This is a genomic window from Allorhizobium ampelinum S4, from assembly GCF_000016285.1.
GTDB classification, from domain to species: domain Bacteria; phylum Pseudomonadota; class Alphaproteobacteria; order Rhizobiales; family Rhizobiaceae; genus Allorhizobium; species Allorhizobium ampelinum.
This window is the reverse complement of record NC_011989.1, coordinates 2,951,871-2,972,333: the sequence shown is the minus strand read 5'-3', so window position 1 is coordinate 2,972,333 and position 20,463 is coordinate 2,951,871. Positions and strand designations below refer to the sequence as shown.

Sequence of the window (20,463 nt, the reverse complement as noted above, 5' to 3'; positions counted from 1 at the left end):
TGCAGCTTGCACGATGCAGCTTGGCTTATCTTTATATCAGCCAATTCCCGCTCGATATAGAAACAATTGGCCGCGCAATCAAGACCGGTGTTTTCGTGTCCGTTATGGTGGTGCTTTTGCCGCTCAGATCGCGTCCAGCTCGGCCCGGTGCCGCTGCATGGCGAGAAAACGGGCATAGTCGCGGTCGTAAATGCCTTTCATATCTGGGTTCGGCACGACGAGCCGCCCTGGTTCGGCCATGGCTGCGCCTGCCTCAGCAAGGCCGGGATAAAGGCCGGCGGCGCTGGCGGCATTGATGGCGGTGCCAATCAGCACGGCATCTGTGCCGTCGGCCACCACCAGTTCGCAGCCGGTCGCCTCGGCGTAAAGCTCAACCAGAAGCGGGTTTTTGACGTGACCGCCGGTGAGATGCAGGCGCAGCGGGCCTATACCGTCCTTGCCGAGCGTCTCGACGATCTGGCGCAGGCCAAGCACAATGCCGACACAGGCCCGCCAATAGAGACGGCAGAGCCCGTCAAACGAGGCATCCAGCGTCAGGCCGGAGATTGTTCCCGTCAGGTTCGGATCGGCAAAGGGCGAGCGGTTGCCATGAAAATCCGGCAGGACGTTGATTTTCTGGCCGAACGACGCGCCTTCGTGGGCACGTAATTCAGCGATCCGGGCAATGATGCGGCGATGGTTGTCGATGCTCGGTTCGCCGCCTTCCGCATGACTGCGGACAAGATGATTGAGAAGCGCGCCTGTGGCCGATTGTCCGGCCTCCACCAGCCAGAGATCTGGAAAGATCGCCCCGAAATAAGGCCCCCAGAGGCTGAAGCCGTAAAGAGGCTGGGGCCGGAGCGCAATCAGGCAGCTGGAGGTACCGCCGATCATCGCCACGTGGTTGAGGTCAGGGTCTGAGAGATCCGTTGATCCCAACACGCCAAGCGCGCCTGCATAGGCATCAACCATGCCTGCGGCAACGGGAGTGCCAGGAATAAGACCCAGCGCGTCCGCAGCGTCGGTGCTGAGGGTGCCGACGCTTTTGCCGACCGCAACCGCCTCTTCTGGTAAGCCTGCGCGGGCCACCAGGTCATCCAGCCCGATGCGGTCCAGAAAATCCTGTTGCCAGCCGGGCTTGCTGTGGCCGAAAAACATCCATTTCGATGTCAGAGTGCAGAGCGACCGCGCCGGGCTGCCCGTCGCCTTCCAGGTGAGGAAATCAGCGAGATCGAAGGCTAAACCCAGTCTTTGCCAGAGATCCGGGCGATGACGCTTCAGCCACATCAGCTTGGGGATTTCGGCTTCAGGGGAGATGACCCGGCCATTGTGGTGCAGCACCGGATGATCGATATGTCCGCATTCTTCGGCTTCAGCCGTGGCGCGGTGATCCAGCCAGGAAATTGTGTCGAAACCATCCTCCCCATTCAGGCAGAGCGGCTGGCCGCTTCTGTCAAGCAGCACCAGCGAGCAGGTGGCATCGAAACCAATACCGGCAATGGCTGCGGGACCGATACCAGCCTCGGCAAGCGCTGCCTTGACCGCAATACAGCAGGCCTCCCAGATATCCTGGGAATTGTGTTCGCCACGCTCATCGCTTGGGCGAGACAGCAGGATCGGGTGTTCGCGCCGGGCCAGCAGGCGACCGGTGCGCGTCACGACACCGGCACGCGCGCTGCCGGTGCCGACATCCACCGCAATCAGATGATCTCGCATGATGAATTTGTTTCCGCCCTAATGCTTATAAGACAAACTGAACCAGATTGGCCATGGCGTCAAATTTGGCGTCTGGCTTCAGGGCGTCAATGCTGTCGTGGTAGATTTCGCCCAACGCATGGCCGCCGCCGGTAAAGGCTAAGGCGCGCATGCCAGCGGCGCGGGCGGCGGTGAGGCCTGCGGGGCTATCTTCCACCACCACACATTGGTGTGGTTGTGTTGCCATTTTCTCGGCGGTATACAGAAACAGGTCCGGTGCGGGCTTGCCGTTTTTCACCATGGTGGCGCTGAAAATATGGGGCTGAAAACGCTCGATCAACCCGGTGACGCTAAGTGACAGAGCAATGCGATCTGGCTGGCTGGAGGAGGCCACGCACCAGTGAATGCCCGCTTTGCTGAGATCGTCGAGTGCGGTGTGTAGGCCGGAAATCGGCTTTAAATCCTGCCGGAAGCGTTCATACAGATGGGTGCGCAGACCGCTCAGAAAGCTCTCACCAATGGCAAATGAAAATTCCTCTCGGGCGGTGTCCACCACCGTTGCCATGCTGCGGCCAAGGAAGTTGCGATAGACATAATCCGCATCAATCGCCACGCCGGCTTTTTGAAACTCGGCCACCATGACCTCGACAGAGATCGGCTCGCTATCGACCAGCACGCCGTCGCAATCAAAGATCACCAGCTTGGTGGCCGGGTCATGCATCATAACAATCCTTATGCCGCTGCGAGGCCGCCATCGATGTAGCTTTGCAGGGTCTGTGAGGTGCCGTGGGTGCGAAGGTGTGAAAGCGCTTTTGCAAAGCGCTGCCTGAACACTTCATTTTGCCCCACGGTGCCAAAAATATCGTCCAGCGCTAGGAATAGCAGCGGATCTTGCCGCGAGGCAATGGCGGTTTTTTGCAGACGCTTCGCACTGGCATCGTTGAACACAATCGGCTTGCCGCTATCGGATGTGCCTTCGAAATAATGGCACCATAGGGCAGACACCAGCGCAAGGCCCACCACATCCAGCCCCTTGGCGAGACGATCTGCCGTGGAGGGCAGAATGAATTTCGGCTGACGGTTGGAGCCATCTTGCGCCAAGCGCGGAATGGTGTCGCCAATCTTTGGGTTGGAGAAACGGCTCTCGATCAGCGTGGCATAATCCTGCAAGCTGGTGTTCGGCACGGGTGGCACCACCGGGATGATTTCATCATGGGTCAGCTTGGCAAGGAAGGCCCGGATCAGCGGATTTTCCATGGCTTCGTGCACGAAGTGAATGTCCATCAGCGCGGCGGGGTAGGCGATGGCCGCATGGCCGCCGTTGAGAATGCGCAGCTTCATCAATTCATAGGGGGCAACATCCTCCACAAAGGTGACGCCAACCTCTTCAAAGGCAGGGCGACCAAGCGGGAATTTGTCTTCCAGCACCCATTGCTTGAACTCCTCGCAAAACACGGGCCATGCATCGTCAATGCCGTAAGTGTCGCGGGTAATGTCAATCTCGCGCGGGCCGGTGGCGGGGGTGATGCGGTCTACCATGGAATTGGGGAAGGCAACGTGGTGGTGAATCCAATCGGCAAAATCGGGATCGGAAAGCTTGGCAACGCCGATGATTGTGGCTTCCGTCACTTCACCATTGCCGGGGATGTTGTCGCAACACATCACGGTAAACGGCGGAATGTTGCTAGAACGGCGGGCCTTGAGGCCAGCGATGATCAGGCCGAAGACGGTTTTGGGCTGATCGGGGTTTTGCGCATCCGCCACAATGGCCGGGTGTTTGGGGTCAAAATGGCCGTTGGCGGGATCGATGAAATATCCGCCTTCGGTGATGGTCATGGAGACGATGCGAATGGCGGGATCGGCCAGCTTTTCAATGATGCCGTCAAAATCCGGTGCCGCGATCATATCCACCATCGGACCGGTGACGGTGGCGGCACTCTTGGCCACATCCTGTTCCACCACGGTGGTCAGGTAATCTTGGCCTGCCAGCTTGTCTTTCATCGTGGCGTCGGAGGGAAGCACGCCCGCGCCGACAATGGCGAAATCGAGGTCTTTGCCGAGGTTGAACAGCTCGTGCAGGTAAACAGCCTGATGGGCGCGGTGGAAATTGCCAACGCCGAAATGGACGATGCCGGGGGTGAGGGCATCGCGGGCATATGTCGGGATGGTGGCCTTTGTGGAGGCGTCGGGCAGGGTGGAAAGGGAGAGTTTTATGGTCATTGGGTTAGGTCCTGAATGAATTTTGGGAAATGGGTGAGGGGCAATGTCGGAGATGGAGCGTGTGGCTTGGTGGCTTCGCCCCCCTCATCCGGCTGCCGCCACCTTCTCCCCGCTGGGGAGAAGAGGCAGGTTGTACGGTCCCATGCTTTATTTTGCCGATGTTTGCTGGATGCGGTTTGAAGCAGTTGCTTTTTGAGTTTCGCCATATCCACAAAGTCTCTTCTCCCCAGCAGGGAGAAGGTCCCGGCAGGGGGGATGAGGGGGTGCGAAGCCCACTCCACAAAACACCTCAGCAAACCGACCATCTCAACTCATCCAATTGCCGCCATCGACGTTATACGTCTGGGCCACCACATAATCGGCCTCGCTTGAGGCCAGAAAAATCGCCATGCCCGTGAGATCGTGCGCCGTCCCCATGCGGCCAAACGGAACAGCCTCACCCACTAGCTTTTTCTTCTCGCCGGGGGCGCGGTTTTCAAACTTGGCAAACAGCGCATCCACACCATCCCAATGCTCGCCATCGACCACGCCGGGGGCAATGGCGTTGACATTGATGCCATGCTTGATCAGGTCCAGCCCTGCCGATTGGGTGATTGAGATAATCGCCGCCTTGGTGGCGCAATAGACCGCCACCAGCGCTTCACCGCGCCGTCCAGCCTGGCTTGCCATATTGATAATCTTGCCGCCCTTGCCACGGGCAATCATCGATTTCGCCGTCGCTTGCAGCATGAAGAGTGAGCCAGCGACATTGATGGAAAACAGCCGATCATAGCTCTCGCGGGTGATGTCCACGATAGGCGCAAGATCAAACAGGGCGGCATTGTTGATGAGGATATCAAGGCCGCCAGTTTTCTCTTCCACCGCCTTGATGGCGGCATCAATGGAAGCCTGATTGGTGACATCCAGATGAACGGCATAGGCTTTCTCGCCAATGGCTTTGGCGGTTTCCAATGCCCGTTCCATATTGATATCGGCAATGGCAACCGTGGCACCTTCACGCACATAGGCCTCTGCAAACGCACGGCCAATGCCACGGGCGGAGCCGGTAATCAGGGCGGATTTTCCGTCTAATCTGCCAGTCATGCTGCTAATCCCTGTTCGTTAAAACGATGAATGCGCGTGTCATCCGGGGTAATGAACACCGTGTCGCCATGGCGGGCGGTGAAATCGCCATCCGCGCGGGCGGTGAGATGGCCAAGACCTTCAACATCGACATGCAAATGGGTGTCAGAGCCGAGATGTTCGGCAATCGTCACCTTGCCTTTCCACGCGCCGTCGGTGGTGGAGAGCGTCACATGTTCCGGGCGCACGCCGATGGTGGTCGCTCCATATTTTTGGGCGGTTTCGCCAGAAATCAGGTTCATCTTCGGCGAGCCGATAAAGCCTGCGACAAACAAATTGGCGGGCTTGTGATACAGCTCCATTGGCGAGCCAACCTGCTCAATCCGGCCCTTGTTCAGCACCACAATCTTGTCGGCCATGGTCATGGCTTCCACCTGATCGTGGGTGACGTAAATCGATGTCGCGCCCAGCTTCTGGTGCAACTCGGTGATTTCCAGCCGCATGTTGACGCGCAACGCCGCATCCAGATTGGAGAGCGGCTCATCAAACAAAAAGCACGAGGGTGAGCGCACAATGGCGCGGCCAATGGCTACACGCTGGCGCTGACCGCCCGAGAGCTGGCGCGGCTTGCGGTCGAGATAATCCGTGAGGTTGAGGATGCGGGCGGCATCCGTGACCTTTTTGTCAATCTCGCCCTTGTCCATGCCCGCCATTTTTAGCGGAAAGCCAATGTTGGAGCGCACGCTCATATGCGGGTAAAGCGCATAGGATTGAAACACCATGGCAAGGCCGCGCTCAGACGGTTTGCGGTCTGTGGCATCCGTGCCGTCAATGAAAATCTTGCCGCCGCTTGTATCTTCCAGCCCGGCAATCAGCCGCAGCAGGGTGGATTTGCCACAGCCGGAGGGGCCAACGAAGACGACGAATTCGCCATTGTTGATCTCCAGATCAATGCCGGGAATAACCTTGTGTTCGGCAAAGGCTTTCGAGACGTTTTTAAGCTGAATACTGCCCATAGTGTGTGATCCTTATTTAACCGCGCCAAAAGTCAGTCCGCGCACCAGCTGTTTCTGGCTGAACCATCCGAGCACAACGATTGGAGCAATCGCCATGGTGGAGGCAGCCGAGAGCTTGGCGTAAAACAGGCCTTCGGGGCTGGAATAGGAGGCGATGAAGGTGGTGAGCGGTGCCGCCACGGAGGTGGTGAGGTTGAGGGTCCAAAACGCCTCGTTCCACGACAGAATGATGTTCAACAGCATGGTCGAGGCAATGCCCGGAACCGCCATGGGCGTCAGCACATAGATGATTTCCTTGATCAGGGATGCGCCATCCATGCGGGCGGCTTCCAGAATTTCGCCCGGAATTTCCTTAAAGTAAGTGTAGAGCATCCAGATGATAATCGGCAGGTTGATCATGGTCAGCACGCCGACCAGACCGATGCGGCTATCGAGCAATCCGCCATCGCGAAACAGCAGATAGATCGGGATCAGTGCGCCCACGGGCGGCATCATCTTGGTGGAAAGCATCCACATCAGCACATCCTTGGTGCGCTTGGTGGGCGAAAAGGCCATGGCCCATGCGGACGGAATGGCAATGGCCAGCCCTAGAAGCGTGGAGCCAAAGGAGATGATCACCGAGTTCATGAAGTGGGCAAAATAATCCGAGCGGCCCTGCACCTCGACATAATTTTCCGTGGTCCAGTGGAAGAACAAAAACACCGGAGGCGAGGCGATAGCATCGCCCTCGCTTTTGAAACTGGTGAGGAAGGTCCACAGAATCGGGAAGAACAGTAACAGGCCAATTGCCCATGCCATGAGGGTAAAGGTCAGCTTACGCTTGGTGGATATTGCGCGTGCCATTGATCAGCTCTCCAGGTTCTTGCCGATGAGGCGGATCAGGAAAAGGGCAACGATATTGGCCAGTACCACAGCCACAATGCCTCCTGCGGATGCGCCGCCAATGTCAAATTGCAGCAGGGCCTGATTGTAGATCAGATAGGTCAGGTTGGTGCTGTCGGTGCCGGGTCCGCCATTGGTGGTCACGAGAATTTCGGCGAAGACCGAGAGCAGGAAGATCGTCTCGATCAACACCACCACGGTAATGGCGCGGGCCATATGGGGCAGGGTGATATAGATGAATTTCGAGATCGGCCCTGCGCCATCCATCTCGGCGGCTTCTTTTTGCTCTTCGTCCAGCGATTGCAGGGCGGTGAGCAGGATCAGGGTGGCAAACGGCAGCCATTGCCAAGCGACAATGATGATGATGGAGAGCAGCGGAATAGTGGCCAGCCAATCCAGCGGCTCAAGCCCAACGGCGCGGAAAGCGAAGGCGAACAGGCCGTTCACCGGGTTCATCAGCATGTTTTTCCACACCAGTGCGGCAACGGTTGGCATGATGAAAAACGGTGAAATCACCAGAATGCGGACAATGCCTTGGCCAAACATTGGCTGATCCAGCAAAAGCGCCAGCGCAATGCCGCCGATGATGGAAATGGCCAGTACGCCACCCACCAAGATCAAGGTGTTGATGAGGGCTGCAAAAAACGCCGGATCGGTGAGGAAATATTCGTAATTCAGCAGGCCGACGAAATCATGCACGCCGGGCATCAGCAGATTATAGTTCAGAGTTGAGAAATAGATGGTCATGGCCAGCGGCACAATCATCCATGCAAACAGCAGGATAACCGAAGGGGCCATCATCCATCGGGCCGAGGAATGGGTATGGGTCGTCGCCATGTCTGCCGCGCCTCTTTGGGGGTGTTGGGGTTTTTGTTTTATGGTTGGGCGGGGGCTTGCTGTCCTGCTCACACATCGTAGGGCAGTGCCAGCCGCCCCCTCATCCGCCTGCCGGCACCTTCTCCCCCCACTTTACATAGGGAATGGGGAGAAGAGGGATGGAGCCGCAGCGGTTCGGTTTTCCTCTCCCCAGCGGGGAGAGGTCCGCCGAGCGTAGCGGAGGCGGGGTGAGGGGGCCGCTTGCACTGTCATACATTGTGGGCGAGATGGCGGCGGTAACCCCCGCACTCAACCCTTACTTCTTCGGATAACCCGCCTTCTTCATCTCACGCTCAGTCAACGTCTGCGCCGTCTTCAACGCCTGATCCACCGTGGTCTGACCGGCCAGTGCTGCCGAGAATTGCTGGCCAACGGCGGTGCCGATGCCCTGAAACTCCGGAATGGCCACATATTGCACGCCCTCATAAGGCACGGGCTTGACGGTGGGGTGCTTGGGGTCTGCCGAGTTGATGCTGTCCAGCGTCATTTTGGCAAAAGGTGCTGCCTTCTGATAATCGGCATTGGCATAGAGCGAAGTGCGCGTGCCCGGAGGAACATTGGCCCAGCCGTCCTTTTCGGCCACCAGCTTCAGATAGTCCTTACTGGTTGCCCAGGCGATGAACTTTTCAGCGGCTTCGACCTTCTTGGAGCCAGCAGGAATGGCGAGGTTCCAGGACCACAGCCAGTTGCCGCGCTTGCCAAGACCATTATCGGGAGCCAAAGCAAAGCCGACCTGATCAGCAACCTTGGATTCCTTCGGGTTGGTCACGAAGGATGCTGCCACGGTGGCATCAATCCACATGCCGCATTTGCCGGTCTGGAACAGGGCGAGGTTTTCATTAAAGCCATTGGAAGACGCACCGGGAGGGCCGTTCTTCTTCATCAGGTCCACATAGAACTGAAGGGTCTTTTTCCACTCCGGCTGATCAAACTGTGGCTTCCACTGTTCATCAAACCAGCGCGCACCAAAGGAATTGGACATGGCGGAGAGGAAAGCGATGTTTTCACCCCAGCCAGCCTTGCCGCGCAGGCAGATGCCGTACACTTCCTTGGATTTATCGGTAATCTTGTCGGCGGCTTCCTTGATGAAGTCCCAGGTGGGGGCTTCCGGCATTTTCAGGCCCGCTTTTTCAAACAGATCCTTGCGATACATCACCATCGAGCTTTCGGCATAAAACGGTGCCGCATAAAGCTTGCCATCGACGGTCAGGCCAGAGCGCACCGGCGGCAGAAGGTCGGCTGCGTCGTAATCCTTATCGGCACTCAGCTTGTCCAGCGGTGCCAGCCAGCCCTGCTTGCCCCAGATCGGCGCTTCATAGATGCCAATGGTCATTACGTCATACTGGCCGCCTTTGGTGGCCACATCGGTGGTCACCTTCTGGCGCAGCACGTTTTCTTCCAGCGTCACCCACTTCACATCAATGCCGGGATTTTTCTTGGTAAAATCATCCGTCAGCTTTTGCATACGGATCATGTCGCCGTTGTTGACGGTAGCAATCGTCAGCGTTTCGGCAGAGGTCACGCCAGCCATGGCCAAGACTGAGCAGGCGCCCAGCAATAGTGTTTTCAATGTCATTTCTTCCTCCCAGAAGACCAGGTGGAACCCGGAGGCCCCTTGAGGGTCTGCCGACGGGCCACTGGTAAATCAACCGATAGACCTTGATCTCACTCGCGATCTAATGAGCATTCGCTTTACTCATGGGCAAATACTCACATCCTGCCTCGAAATGTCAATCGCAATTCGTTGCTGCACTGCCGAAGTCATGTTCGAATTCCTGTCCAGCGGCAGGCCTAATGTCGTAAACCCTCGTGATATTGAAGGAATTTTGAATATTTCAAATTTATCAGGAGCTTGATATTCATTCGCGTCATCTACCAAATGTCATTGGTAGGGAATGCTGGACAGGCACACATGTGCGAGAAATAGCCGCTATCGTGAAGAGGAGAATTGAAAATAAATATATATATTCATATATGTTGCTATATATATTTTAATTTTTTGTGGGTTTTTGAAAATATTGATTTACTTACATAAAATATAAATATAATTATCAATATTGAATAATATATAAAATATAATCGATTATATTTATTATTTTTTAATAAATAAATTGACTCTTGCTAATAATATATCAAAATTCCGGGTTATGTTGTTTTCGCTGGGGGGCGATAAGCATGATTTTCGCGAATTGTTTATTCAATCGGCTTGTTTTGCCGATGGTTTTGCTTGTCCTTTTATCTTTATCAGCGCGCGCCATGGACGTTGGCGAGGCGCGTCATCTATTGCAGCGCCTTACCTTCGGTGCCAGTCCGGCTGAAGTGACCACTTTGGTGAAACTGACGCGGGAAGAGGCTGTCGACCGTTTTCTTGACAGTCTCGCCCATCCGGAGTTACCGGAGCCGCCGCCGTTTGTTTCCCGCCCAAGGCCGGATTACTGGGCGAGTGGCTGGGAAAACCGCGACATGATCTTGCAACATGTGGCGGAGCGCGATCAGATGCAGGCGGTGTGGATCAGCCATATGATCGCCACCGATACGCCTTTTGCCGAAAGACTGGCGTTGTTCTGGCATGGTCACTTCGTGTCGCGCTTCGATCCGGGCCGGGTCAGTGCGCCGCTCTTTGATCAGATCGCGCTGTTTCGCCGGGAAGGCGGCGGAAATTTTCGGGTCCTGCTGCGGGATGTCCTGCGCGATCCGATGATGCTGACCAGCCTGGACAATGTCTGGAACACCAGCAGCCGTCCCAATGAAAACCTGGCGCGTGAACTGATGGAATTGTTCACGCTTGGCATCGGACACTATGACCAGCGTGACGTGCGCGAGGTGTCCCGGGTCCTGGCGGGGCATGGCGTGGATTTTGAAGGTGGCTGGCGCTATCGCTTCGCTGTCGATCAGGCGGATACCGGGGAAAAGACTGTTTTAGGCCAGCCTATTGCGGCGGGCAGTCAGGATCAGATTGATCGCCTGACCGATATTCTCCTGGCGCAACCGCAAACAGCCGAGTTTATTGCCGGAAAATTTTATGCCGCCTTCGTTTCGATACGTCCGAACCCTGAGGCCACCAACCGGCTGGCGGGTGTCTTGCGCGATCACGATTATGAGCTGCGGCCCTTCTTGCGCGCCTTGTTGCTGAGTCCGGAGTTCTGGAGCCCGGCCAACAGAGGCGATCTGGTCAAATCGCCGATTGATCTCGTTGTCGGGTTCTGCCGCAGCTTCGGTCTGACTCCGCCGGACGCGATGATTTTGGTAACCTATCTCGATAAGCTTGGGCAGACACCGTTCATGGCACCGTCCGTTGCCGGTTGGCGCGAGGGGACGTCTTGGCTGAACATGAAGACCCTGGTGCTTCGGCGGCTTGTGGTCTCCAGGCTTTGGGATGCGATGCGGGTTGCTGATCGCACCCCCAAACCAGGTGATCTCGCCATCCGTTTCAGCTCAGAATTTATCATGGTGCCGACCGTGTTTACCGTGCGGGTTAATGGGGCTGAGGTTGCCACCGTCAGACAAACCATTGGACTGGATCTGCAAAAGCAGCGGGCCCAGGGCGATAATGGTGGTTTGAAACCGATGTGGGAAACGGCAATTATCCCGGCGGAAAACCTGCCCGCGGATATCCGCAGTGTGGAGATAACCCATGTTTCCAGCGATCCTGACAGTCGCCTGTTCGTCAATTGGGTCGAGGTTGCGGGACGCCGCTATCCGCCGCAGCTTAGCCGCTGGAGCCCGTCGGATGCGCCCTGTGCGGGTGCCCCTCGCGGCATGTTCTACTGCAATGTGGGTCTGGTGTTCGATATAGCGCCTTTCGATACGCAGCAGGCGACGATAGATGATCTGCGGGCCGACCATAACAGTCACATTGAATATACGACGGCGCGTCTGCAATCAAAAGATGTATTCGATGCCCGGGAGCCTCTCGAACAGGCATTCGAGGTGATGATGGCGCGTGTTGGCGAGGGGTCCATCAGCCGTGAGAACCTTGCTGGGCAATGGCTTCTGGCGCGGCCTGTCTTGTCTGCCCGGGCGGAAAAGCCAGCGCTCGTTCCCTCCGTTGCCCAGCCCGTGATTCAACCAATTGCCATGACAATGCAGCCTGTCGGCAAGACCGGCGATGCTGAACGAAGTTCGGCACTGATCGATCTTCTCCGGTCGATGACGACAGATCCGCAATACAACCTTAAGTAATTTTTTCACCATTATATTTCGGGGGAATGCATGGCTATGTTTAACAGGCATGGGTTATCGCGCCGTGAATTTGCGACATGGATGGGGCGGTGTCTTGCGGTCGGCTCAATGCCGGTGTGGGGGCCGCTGTGGGCAAGGCAGGCTTTGGCGGCGGCCGGACCGGGCACTGCTGGTTCTGCTCGCCGGTTGATTTTACTCGAACTTTTCGGTGGCAACGATGCTCTGAATACACTTGTGCCTTTCAAAGATCCGGTCTACCGGCATTTGCGGCCAACCATCGGCCTGAAAGGCGATGAGATCCTTCCACTCAACTCGGAGCTGGGCTTCAATGCGGCCTGGCGGCAGATGGCGGATCTTTATCACAATGGCGAAATCGCCATCATCCAGGATGTCGGCTATCCCGATAACAATCTCTCGCATTTCCAATCGGCGGAAATTTGGGCGGGCGGGTCCAGGAAAGGCATTTCCAGTGGCGGTTGGGTTAGCCAGGTCTTGCAGGCGAACCGGAAGGATGCAGGACCCTTCGATGCGGATGGCGTGGTGTTTTCAGGCAATCAGGACCTGCTTGAGGGCGAGGGCATGCGCATCCTGACAGTTCACGATAAGCATGCATTGCACAGCGGAGCTCCGAGCGCGATGGTTGGCACCGACAAGACAGACGATCACGCTGCGCTCGCCTATCTGACCCGCCTTATGGCCGACCAGCAGGAGGTTATCGGGCGTGTTGCCGCCAGATTGAAGGGCGATAACCGGTTCGAAGCGTGGTTTACCCGGGACTATTACATGGACCCGATTGATGCCCAGACGGCCCTTTTGCTCTGGATGGTTGAACAGGATGTGAAATCGCCGCTGTTCAAGATCAGCATCGGCGGCTTCGATCAGCATTCCAATCTGCGGGGTGAGCACGAGCGTCTGCTGGCGAAGGTTCAGAACACGTTGATGGGCCTGCGGCGCGGGCTGAAGGAGATCGGCGTCTGGAACGATACGCTTGTTATCGCCCATTCGGAATTTGGCCGCCGACCGGCTGAAAATGCCTCTGGTGGGACCGACCATGGCTCTTGCAGCCCTGTTATCATGATGGGAGGCGGGATCAAGCCTGGGCTTTATGGCACTCGCAGCGATCTGGAAAAGCTCGACGCGGAAGGCAATCCGGTTTTCACCACCGATTTCCGCAGTGTCTACGCTTCGGTGATCGGCAATTTCTGGCAGTTTCCAACCAATCCGATTGCCGCACAGGGCTTTGCGCCTCTGGCGTTGTTCTAGAGCCTGTCAGGCCCAGAATAAACCTGCCCGCCTGCAAACACTGACCCGAATAATTTAAGGATATTGCAGTGATATTGTTCTCTCCAGTTGCACGTGACAGTGCAGCCGGACAGGCTGCCGCTTTGCGCGCGCCTGTCTCGTTGCAGGATGACACTCTCAAAATTTTTGGGTTTGATGACCAATCCGTTGGTCAGCCCTTGTCCGGGGGCACGGATATTCTCGCCTGCCTGACACTCTTCAACGAGCCTGCCGAGGCGGTGGCGGGGACATTGGCCTTTCTTGCGGCCAATCAGGACATGCTGGCTAGCCGAAACGGCCCTATACAACGGTTGGAAGTGGCCATCGTGCTGGATGGCCGCGACCGCGTTCACCCAGAGACCGAGGCACTGTTCAACCGGCTTGGCTTCGATCTCGATTGGGGTTGCGATCCTGAGGCAGCGGGCATCGGCCAGCATGGGGCGGATGAGGCGCAAGTTCGCGTTCAGACCCGCCTTATTCCGGTGGATCTGCTGACCGGGGTCAGCGGCAATCCTCTTCGCGTGCATTTGGCGGTGAAGGACCGCAACAGGGGCAAGCTGGATAGCCATGCCTTCTTCTTTCGAAGCCTTGCCGAACGCCTGCAGCCAGATTTTGTCTTGCAGATTGATGCCGGGTCGAGACCTGTTGCCGATTGCCTACCGGCATTGCTGGCGCAGATGGAACGCGAGCCTGACTGTGCAGCCCTTGCCACCAATATCGTCATGGAAGACGCCGCCTTGACCGATTGGCTGCAAAGCTGGCAACAGGCAGATTTTCTCTGGCAGAAATTATCCGATTGGCCGATTGGCAACGGTTTGGGCTATCTTGAAGTCGTGCCGGGGCAGGCCAGCCTGCTCAGAATGTCGGCCTTGAGACGCGGGGCAAACGGCGATCCTCTGGCCGCCTATCTTCGCGGGCTTTCCAGGCCGAAGAGCCTGATGGAGGCCAATCTGTTTCTCGCGGAAGATCGAATCATCGGCGCGGAAATCGTCAAAAGCCATCCTGCCTGCACCATCCGCTATCATCACGATGCCAATCTTGTCACCGATGGCTGCGCGACGGTTGGCGAATTGCTGCGCCAGCGCCGCCGTTGGACAAACAGTACGCTTGTGGCGCGCCTGGTGGCCATCGGCAGCCTGGCCGATCTGCTATGGCACGGTCGTCTGCCGCCTGCACGCTGGTGCTCGATGGCATTGGCGCTGGCCTGGACCCTGCTGCAATTGCTGGAACAATGGTTCATCCCGGCGTCACTGGCCCTGCTTGTCTCCCTGACATCAGGGTTTTGGCAAGACGAGGCCAAAAATGGTGTTGCGGGCCAAGGTTTGGCATGGGGAATGGCGACGGGTGTGTTGCTGTTCTGGCTTTATTGTCTGGCCAGCATGAAGGGGAGGGAGGGGGAACGGTCTCTGAGCCGTAGGCTGCATGGCGGCTTGCATGGCCTTGGCCTGGGCATCCTGCTGGCCTGCACGGTCCTGGGGTTTGCCATCTGCCTTGTTGAGGTTGGTCCTGTCATTCAGGGGGCGATCCTGACGGTTGCCCTTATCCTCGGCATGGCGGTCTGGCACCATTCGTCCCGCGGGATGTCCGATCTGCTGAGAGTGTTCGTACTCTATATCCCGTCCGCGCCCGTCGCCAGCTTCTATCTGCTGAGTTATGCGCTTGCCAATTTCCACGATGTCAGTTGGGGCACCAAGGGATTGGTCGGCGATATCAAAGCCGTCATCCCGGCTGGCTGGCGTCGGATGCGGTTGCGGCTTTTGATCCTTTGGGTCGTCAGCAATACCGCATTGGTCTGGCTGGTGATGGGTGTCGTGCCGGGCGGCGCAATCAGCGTCCTGCACTATGCCTGCCTGCCGGTCGTTGGGCAGATCGCCATCGCGTCCTTACTGCTGTTATCGGCAAGCTGCCGTAAGCCCGTTTCACCGTCTCCAGAGGTCACAGTCCGAGCAGGTAGCGGGCCGCATCTTCATCGATGATCAGCGCGTTGACATGGCCACCCCGGGCAGCAGCCCGGATGGCGGCATGCTTGCGTTTGCCGCGCGCCATGCCGATCACGACAGAGGTTTGACGCGACGGGATCTTCATACTGGCGACACGGCTATTGACCGGGTCGTCCAGCAGCTTGCCCTTGGCGTCGAAGATCCAGCCGCAGATTTCACCGGTGGCGCCGATGGCGAGAAGATTGCGCATTTCGGCTTCCTTCAAGAATCCGTCCTGAAGCAAGGGCGCGTTGAGGGTCATCTCACCGATACCGACGAAGGTCACATCGGATTGGCTGCCAAGCGCGATGGTGGGAGCAACCAGCGGCTGGCGGTGCAACAGGTCGCGCTCCTCTGCGCTGGAAACGATAACCGGCAGCGGCATTGGAAAATGCCGGGCCTTCACTGCATCGGCCATGGAAAAGATCACGTTGAAATAGGCCGCCGATCCATCCGGGCTGATATTGCCGGTCAGCGAGACGATCTTGTGCTGCGGACAGTCCATCTGCGGCAATTGGTCGATCATGGCGCGCAGTGTGCGGCCCGTGCCCATGGCGATGGTGAGCGGGTCTGGCCGTTTCAGCCAGCGCTCCAGTTCGGCAGCGCCCGCCTCGGCAATGCCTGTCGCGGTGGCGTCCGAGCCGGGATCGGTTGGCACGACCTCGACCTGCTTCAGCCCATAGGCCTGTTTCACCGCATCGGCCAGTTCCAGACAGACGGCAATCGGGTGATCGAGGCGGACCTTGACCAGTTTTTCGGCAACCGCCAGCGACACCAGCCGCTGGGCGCTCTGGCGGGAAATATTCATCGCCGCAGCGATCTCGTCCTGCGTGCGGCCAGCCACATAATAGAGCCAGCCGGCGCGGGCGGCGTCGTCCAGCCTGGCGTTGGAACCTGCTTTGCGTGCCATTAAAAACCTCTTCCCTTGGTGGATGAGGTAGAGGCAAAGGGGAGGAGCTGTCAATTGTTTCAGTCCGATACCAGCAGGATCGGTCTTGAACCGCATCTGCAATGAGGGCTATGAAAGTCTGACGACAGCGAATGGAGATTGGCCGATGCCCGCACCCGTCAACGGTTTCAAGCAAGCCCTGCGGCAGGACGCTTTGCTTTACGGTCTGTGGGTGGCGCTGGCCAGTCCCCATGTCGCAGAGCTCTGTGCCGGTGCAGGCTATGACTGGATATTGATCGACGCCGAGCACGGACCAAATGACATTCCGCTGCTGGCAGCCCAGCTTGCGGCTTCCGCCCGTCAATCCGCCCATCAGGTTGTGCGTCTGCCGGTGGGCGAGGCCTGGTTGATCAAGCAGGCACTGGATATCGGCGCGCAGACGCTGCTGATCCCGATGGTCGATACACCAGATCAGGCCTTGGCTGTGGCAAAAGCCTGCCGCTACCCGCCCTTTGGCATTCGCGGCATGGGGGCTGGGCTTGGCCGGGCCTCCGATTTTGGCCGGATTGGCGATTATGTGGCAAGTGCCAATGACCAGATCTGCCTGATCGTGCAGATTGAAAGCCGATTGGCCATGGCCAATCTGGAGGCGATCATAACCACCGAGGGCGTCGATGCTGTGCTGATCGGGCCTGCGGATCTTGCGGCAGATCTCGGCTTTCCGGGCCGGGCTGACGCGCCGGAGGTTTACGCGGCAGTGGAGGATGTTCTGCGCCGGGCCAAGGCGCTGGGCAAGCCCGCTGGAATCATGTCAACCGATCCTGTGATGATCGATCTTGCCCGCCGGTCAGGCGCGCGCTTCATCGCCACGCAAAGCGATGTCGGCCTGCTGGTTGCGGCTGCGGCCAACCATCTGCGCAGCGTCAAAGGTGAGGCAGGACCAGAGGCGACTGGCGGTTATTGACACCCCTGACAGTGAGGAGAGACTGATGGCGCAATCGACGCTTCGCTTGGAAGACAGCTGGAAGGCCGTGGTCGGCGAGGAATTCGAAAAGCCCTATATGCAGACCCTCAAGCAGTTTCTGGTCGAGGAAAAGCAGCAGGGCAAGCCGATTTTCCCCAAAGGGCCGGAGTATTTCCGGGCGCTGGATCTGACCCCCATCGACAAGGTGCGAGTGGTGATCCTGGGGCAGGACCCCTATCACGGCGCAGGACAGGCGCACGGCCTGTGCTTTTCTGTCCAGCCCGGCGTGCGCATTCCGCCGTCGCTGGTCAATATCTACAAGGAATTGCAGGCCGATCTCGGTATTGCCCCGGTGCGCCACGGTTTTCTGGAACATTGGGCGCGCCAGGGCGTGCTGCTGCTCAACAGCGTGTTGACGGTGGAAGAGGGCAGGGCCGGATCGCATCAGGGCAAGGGTTGGGAAAAGTTCACCGACCGGGTCATCCATGCCGTGGCCGAACGCCGCGAGCATGTAGTCTTCATCCTTTGGGGGGCTTACGCGCAGAAAAAGGCGGCTTTCGTCGATCCGGCCCGGCATCTGGTGCTGAAATCCGTGCATCCGTCGCCATTGTCTGCCCATAACGGCTTTTTCGGCTCAAAGCCGTTTTCCAAAGCCAACGCCTATCTGGAAGCGCATGGAGAGGTCCCCATCGACTGGCAGCTTCCAGCCGATCCAGGACAGGGATAGGCGTAAATCGGCTTGCAGCTCTGCTGTCTTTGCCGATAGTCTTGCCGAACAGTCTATCCAAGAATCGCCGCTGACGGGCTGCAAAAGGCAATTTCTGCGCTTCCAGTGCTCACGTACGTTAAGTACGCTCCGCTCCGGTTCTCGAAATCACCATTTTCGCCACGTCAACAGCAATTCTTGAACAGACTGTAAACACACACCGGAGGCACTATGAGCAATCATCTGAAATTCTTCATCGATGGCGAATGGGTTGATCCGGTTCACCCCGCAACGCTTGAGGTGATCGATCCATCAACGGAAGAGGCCTATACGTCGATTTCGGTTGGCTCAAAGGCCGATGTCGATAAGGCGGTGGCGGCTGCCAAGCGGGCTTTCACCCGTTTTTCGCTGTGGTCGGTGGAAGAGCGGCTGGCGCTGCTGAAGCGGATGCTTGCCGAATACAACAACCGTTTTGAGGATATTGCCAAGGCCGTCAGCCAGGAAATGGGCGCGCCGCTCAGTTTTGCGCTGGAAAGCCAGGCCTGGGCCGGTCGCGCCCATATGGAAGCGACGATTGCCGGGCTGGAGACGTTCAAGTTTTCCGAACAGCGCGGCGGCACTATGGTGGTCAAGGAGCCGATTGGCGTCTGCGCGCTGATCACGCCCTGGAACTGGCCACTGAACCAGATCGTCTGCAAGGTCGCGCCCGCCATCGCCGCTGGTTGCACGGTGGTGCTGAAGCCGTCGGAAATCGCCCCGATCAGCGGCATTATCTTTTCCGAGGTCATGGAAGCCGCCGGAACGCCGAAGGGCGTCTACAATATGGTCAGCGGCAATGGCCCGGATGTCGGCCAGGTAATGGCCGGTCATCCCGATGTTGACATGGTGTCCTTCACTGGCTCGACCCGGGCCGGGATTATTGTTGCGAAGACTGCGGCGGAAACGGTGAAGCGCGTCGCCCAGGAACTCGGCGGCAAATCCGCCAATATCATCCTGCCGGATGCCGATTTCGAAACGGCAGTGCGCAAGGGCGTGCAGGGTTGTTTCGGCAATTCCGGCCAGTCCTGCGATGCGCCGACAAGAATGCTGGTACCCGCCGACCGTCATGACGAGGCGCTGACCTATGCGAAGTCAGAGGCCGAAAGTTTCGTGACCGGCGATCCGCGCAGTGAAGACACCAAGCTTGGCCCTGTTGTCAGCCAGGTCCAGTATGATAAGATCCAGGGGCTGATCGAGGCGGGCATCAAGGACGGTGCGACGCTGGTGACAGGCGGGCCGGGACGTCCGGAAGGGCTGAACCGCGGCTATTACATTCGCCCGACCATCTTCGGCAATGTCACCAACGACATGACCATCGCGCGCGAGGAAATCTTCGGTCCGGTGCTGTCGATTCTGCCTTACAAAGACGAAGCAGAGGCGGTTGAGATCGCCAATGACACGGTCTATGGGCTGGCGGCCTATGTGCAATCGACCGATATTGAACACGCCCGCGACGTGGCGAAGAAGATGCGGGCCGGGTCGGTCTATCTCAACTATCCGGATTGGGACACGTTCGCGCCATTCGGCGGCTACAAACAATCCGGCAATGGCCGCGAATATGCCGATTGGGCCATCCACGATTTCCTGGAAATCAAAGGCATCGTCGGGTGGGACGCATGAAGCAAAGCTTCAATCCGCCTTCGGTGCGCAGGCCCTTCGGCAATTACAATCACGGCCTGCTGGTGCCTCCGGGCGCCAGCCTGCTGGTCACCTCCGGCCAAGTCGGGATCGGTGTCGATGACAGTATTCCCAATGATCTCGAAGGCCAGGCGGTTCTGTGCTTCGAGGCCATTGGCATCATTCTGGCCGAAGCGGGCATGAGTTATGCGGATGTCATCCGCATCGCCGGGTTTGTAACGCGCCGAGAGGATTTTGCACCCTATATGGCGGTGCGTGATCGTTATACGTTGGAACCAAAACCGGTTTCAACGCTTCTTATCGTCACCGGATTTACCCGACCGGAATTTTTGGTTGAAGTAGAAGTGACGGCGGCTAAATCATTTTGAATTTTTTCCGGCTTGATTTTGTCGAGCCGGAATAATTCCGTGTTTAGAAATCAAAGACATGAGGTCTGAACATTTCTTTACATTTCAAAAAATGAGTATTTTTGGTTTTTTTGTATACTGTCGATCGATTATTCAATATGAATGATAAATGAACGACTTATTCATTTGATGTTATTTAAAATATTCGGAACAAATAGTTTCCTTCTCCGTTATCCCACCAGATAATCGGAAAGAAGGAATATTCGGATGAAAACCAAGATTGCTCTTATTGTCGCCGCCGCCCTTGCTGGCTCGATTGCAACTTCGGCCATGGCGCAGAATGCCACAGTTACCGGTGCAGCCGGCGGTGCGGTTACCGGTGCTGTTGTTGGTGGTCCAGTCGGCGCAGCCGTTGGCGGCGTTGTCGGCGCAGTGGCTGGCACGGCTATCGATCCGCCACCGCCGCGTGTTGTCACCTATGTTCGCCAGCAGCCAATGCCAGCTCAACCCTATGTGACCGACCAGCAAATCGTCGTCGGTCAGCATTTACCGCGCCAGATTGTGATCACCCCGATCCCTGAAGATCCGACCTACGCGTATGCAATTGTCAATAATGAGCGTGTTATCGTCGATCCGCAGTCCTATACGGTCATTGATATCATTCAGTAACGTTTTTTGACTCTCCAGTCATCTTGCCCCACCGGCTTA

General features: G+C 57.4%; 17 protein-coding genes. 8 read left to right on the top strand and 9 right to left on the bottom strand.

The genetic code is table 11. The features are described from left to right. Nucleotides 1–123: 123 nt before the first annotated feature. The 8 genes from AVI_RS14170 to AVI_RS14130 all read right to left on the bottom strand — a co-directional run bounded on the left by AVI_RS14170 (nucleotide 124) and on the right by AVI_RS14130 (nucleotide 9,306). A complete protein-coding gene (locus AVI_RS14170; protein ID WP_015916989.1) occupies nucleotides 124–1,695 on the bottom strand; it encodes an FGGY-family carbohydrate kinase in 1,572 nt (523 codons plus the stop codon). Between the two features lie 25 nt (nucleotides 1,696–1,720). Then, a complete protein-coding gene (locus AVI_RS14165) occupies nucleotides 1,721–2,395 on the bottom strand; it encodes an HAD family hydrolase (protein ID WP_015916988.1) in 675 nt (224 codons plus the stop codon). An 11-nt stretch (nucleotides 2,396–2,406) separates the two neighbouring features. Next, nucleotides 2,407–3,894 carry a mannitol dehydrogenase family protein gene (locus AVI_RS14160; protein ID WP_015916987.1) on the bottom strand — a complete coding sequence of 496 codons (1,488 nt, stop codon included), beginning with the start codon at nucleotides 3,892–3,894 and terminating at the stop codon, nucleotides 2,407–2,409. Nucleotides 3,895–4,200: 306 nt separating this feature from the next. Next, entirely contained in the window at nucleotides 4,201–4,977 is a 777-nt protein-coding gene (locus AVI_RS14150) for an L-iditol 2-dehydrogenase (protein ID WP_015916986.1), read from the bottom strand. Continuing rightward, complete coding sequence (locus tag AVI_RS14145) at nucleotides 4,974–5,972, bottom strand: ABC transporter ATP-binding protein (RefSeq protein WP_015916985.1); 999 nt, start codon at nucleotides 5,970–5,972, stop codon at nucleotides 4,974–4,976. Before AVI_RS14145 ends, AVI_RS14150 begins: the two co-directional genes overlap by 4 nt. Before the next feature lie 12 nt (nucleotides 5,973–5,984). Continuing rightward, nucleotides 5,985–6,815, bottom strand: coding sequence for a carbohydrate ABC transporter permease (locus tag AVI_RS14140; RefSeq protein ID WP_015916984.1), 831 nt, complete (start codon nucleotides 6,813–6,815; stop codon nucleotides 5,985–5,987). A gap of 3 nt (nucleotides 6,816–6,818) precedes the next feature. Next, on the bottom strand, nucleotides 6,819–7,691 hold the full coding sequence (locus AVI_RS14135) for a carbohydrate ABC transporter permease (protein ID WP_015916983.1): 873 nt from the start codon (nucleotides 7,689–7,691) through the stop codon (nucleotides 6,819–6,821). Nucleotides 7,692–7,986: 295 nt separating this feature from the next. Beyond that, entirely contained in the window at nucleotides 7,987–9,306 is a 1,320-nt protein-coding gene (locus AVI_RS14130) for an ABC transporter substrate-binding protein (protein WP_015916982.1), read from the bottom strand. Between the two features lie 680 nt (nucleotides 9,307–9,986). Between AVI_RS14130 and AVI_RS29180 the strand changes: the two genes are divergently transcribed. The 3 genes from AVI_RS29180 (at nucleotide 9,987) to AVI_RS14115 (ending at nucleotide 15,169) form a co-directional block, all read left to right on the top strand. Beyond that, complete coding sequence (locus tag AVI_RS29180) at nucleotides 9,987–11,912, top strand: DUF1800 domain-containing protein (protein WP_187152365.1); 1,926 nt, start codon at nucleotides 9,987–9,989, stop codon at nucleotides 11,910–11,912. 30 nt (nucleotides 11,913–11,942) lie between these two features. Then, nucleotides 11,943–13,175 (top strand): DUF1501 domain-containing protein, encoded by a 1,233-nt coding sequence (locus tag AVI_RS14120; protein WP_015916980.1) that lies wholly within the window; start codon nucleotides 11,943–11,945, stop codon nucleotides 13,173–13,175. 68 nt (nucleotides 13,176–13,243) lie between these two features. After that, entirely contained in the window at nucleotides 13,244–15,169 is a 1,926-nt protein-coding gene (locus AVI_RS14115) for a glycosyltransferase family 2 protein (RefSeq protein ID WP_015916979.1), read from the top strand. Here AVI_RS14115 and AVI_RS14110 read toward each other — a convergent pair. Beyond that, nucleotides 15,129–16,082: a sugar-binding transcriptional regulator gene (locus tag AVI_RS14110; protein ID WP_015916978.1), complete on the bottom strand. Its 954-nt coding sequence runs from the start codon at nucleotides 16,080–16,082 to the stop codon at nucleotides 15,129–15,131. The two genes, AVI_RS14115 and AVI_RS14110, sit on opposite strands and share 41 nt — an antisense overlap. 145 nt (nucleotides 16,083–16,227) lie before the next feature. Here AVI_RS14110 and AVI_RS14105 point away from each other — a divergent pair, with 145 nt between their 5' ends. From AVI_RS14105 to AVI_RS14085, 5 genes are all read left to right on the top strand, one after another. After that, complete coding sequence (locus tag AVI_RS14105) at nucleotides 16,228–17,025, top strand: HpcH/HpaI aldolase family protein (RefSeq protein WP_015916977.1); 798 nt, start codon at nucleotides 16,228–16,230, stop codon at nucleotides 17,023–17,025. A 25-nt stretch (nucleotides 17,026–17,050) separates the two neighbouring features. Continuing rightward, nucleotides 17,051–17,752 (top strand): uracil-DNA glycosylase, encoded by a 702-nt coding sequence (gene ung, locus AVI_RS14100; protein WP_015916976.1) that lies wholly within the window; start codon nucleotides 17,051–17,053, stop codon nucleotides 17,750–17,752. Between the two features lie 210 nt (nucleotides 17,753–17,962). Next, nucleotides 17,963–19,390 (top strand): aldehyde dehydrogenase family protein, encoded by a 1,428-nt coding sequence (locus AVI_RS14095; RefSeq protein ID WP_015916975.1) that lies wholly within the window; start codon nucleotides 17,963–17,965, stop codon nucleotides 19,388–19,390. Then, nucleotides 19,387–19,776: a RidA family protein gene (locus AVI_RS14090; RefSeq protein WP_015916974.1), complete on the top strand. Its 390-nt coding sequence runs from the start codon at nucleotides 19,387–19,389 to the stop codon at nucleotides 19,774–19,776. The genes AVI_RS14095 and AVI_RS14090 overlap by 4 nt, the downstream gene beginning before the upstream one ends. A 246-nt stretch (nucleotides 19,777–20,022) precedes the next feature. Then, complete coding sequence (locus tag AVI_RS14085; protein WP_015916973.1) at nucleotides 20,023–20,424, top strand: DUF1236 domain-containing protein; 402 nt, start codon at nucleotides 20,023–20,025, stop codon at nucleotides 20,422–20,424. The last annotated feature ends 39 nt before the right edge of the window (nucleotides 20,425–20,463 follow it).

Bases quoted from the DNA above. Each gene is read 5' to 3' on its own strand.
- AVI_RS14170 (WP_015916989.1), bottom strand. From the start codon at position 1,695: ATGCGAGATCATCTGATTGCGGTGGATGTCGGCACCGGCAGCGCGCGT.
- AVI_RS14165 (WP_015916988.1), bottom strand. From the start codon at position 2,395: ATGCATGACCCGGCCACCAAGCTGGTGATCTTTGATTGCGACGGCGTG.
- AVI_RS14160 (WP_015916987.1), bottom strand. From the start codon at position 3,894: ATGACCATAAAACTCTCCCTTTCCACCCTGCCCGACGCCTCCACAAAG.
- AVI_RS14150 (WP_015916986.1), bottom strand. From the start codon at position 4,977: ATGACTGGCAGATTAGACGGAAAATCCGCCCTGATTACCGGCTCCGCC.
- AVI_RS14145 (WP_015916985.1), bottom strand. From the start codon at position 5,972: ATGGGCAGTATTCAGCTTAAAAACGTCTCGAAAGCCTTTGCCGAACAC.
- AVI_RS14140 (WP_015916984.1), bottom strand. From the start codon at position 6,815: ATGGCACGCGCAATATCCACCAAGCGTAAGCTGACCTTTACCCTCATG.
- AVI_RS14135 (WP_015916983.1), bottom strand. From the start codon at position 7,691: ATGGCGACGACCCATACCCATTCCTCGGCCCGATGGATGATGGCCCCT.
- AVI_RS14130 (WP_015916982.1), bottom strand. From the start codon at position 9,306: ATGACATTGAAAACACTATTGCTGGGCGCCTGCTCAGTCTTGGCCATG.
- AVI_RS29180 (WP_187152365.1), top strand. From the start codon at position 9,987: ATGGACGTTGGCGAGGCGCGTCATCTATTGCAGCGCCTTACCTTCGGT.
- AVI_RS14120 (WP_015916980.1), top strand. From the start codon at position 11,943: ATGGCTATGTTTAACAGGCATGGGTTATCGCGCCGTGAATTTGCGACA.
- AVI_RS14110 (WP_015916978.1), bottom strand. From the start codon at position 16,082: ATGGCACGCAAAGCAGGTTCCAACGCCAGGCTGGACGACGCCGCCCGC.
- AVI_RS14105 (WP_015916977.1), top strand. From the start codon at position 16,228: ATGCCCGCACCCGTCAACGGTTTCAAGCAAGCCCTGCGGCAGGACGCT.
- ung (WP_015916976.1), top strand. From the start codon at position 17,051: ATGGCGCAATCGACGCTTCGCTTGGAAGACAGCTGGAAGGCCGTGGTC.
- AVI_RS14095 (WP_015916975.1), top strand. From the start codon at position 17,963: ATGAGCAATCATCTGAAATTCTTCATCGATGGCGAATGGGTTGATCCG.
- AVI_RS14090 (WP_015916974.1), top strand. From the start codon at position 19,387: ATGAAGCAAAGCTTCAATCCGCCTTCGGTGCGCAGGCCCTTCGGCAAT.
- AVI_RS14085 (WP_015916973.1), top strand. From the start codon at position 20,023: ATGAAAACCAAGATTGCTCTTATTGTCGCCGCCGCCCTTGCTGGCTCG.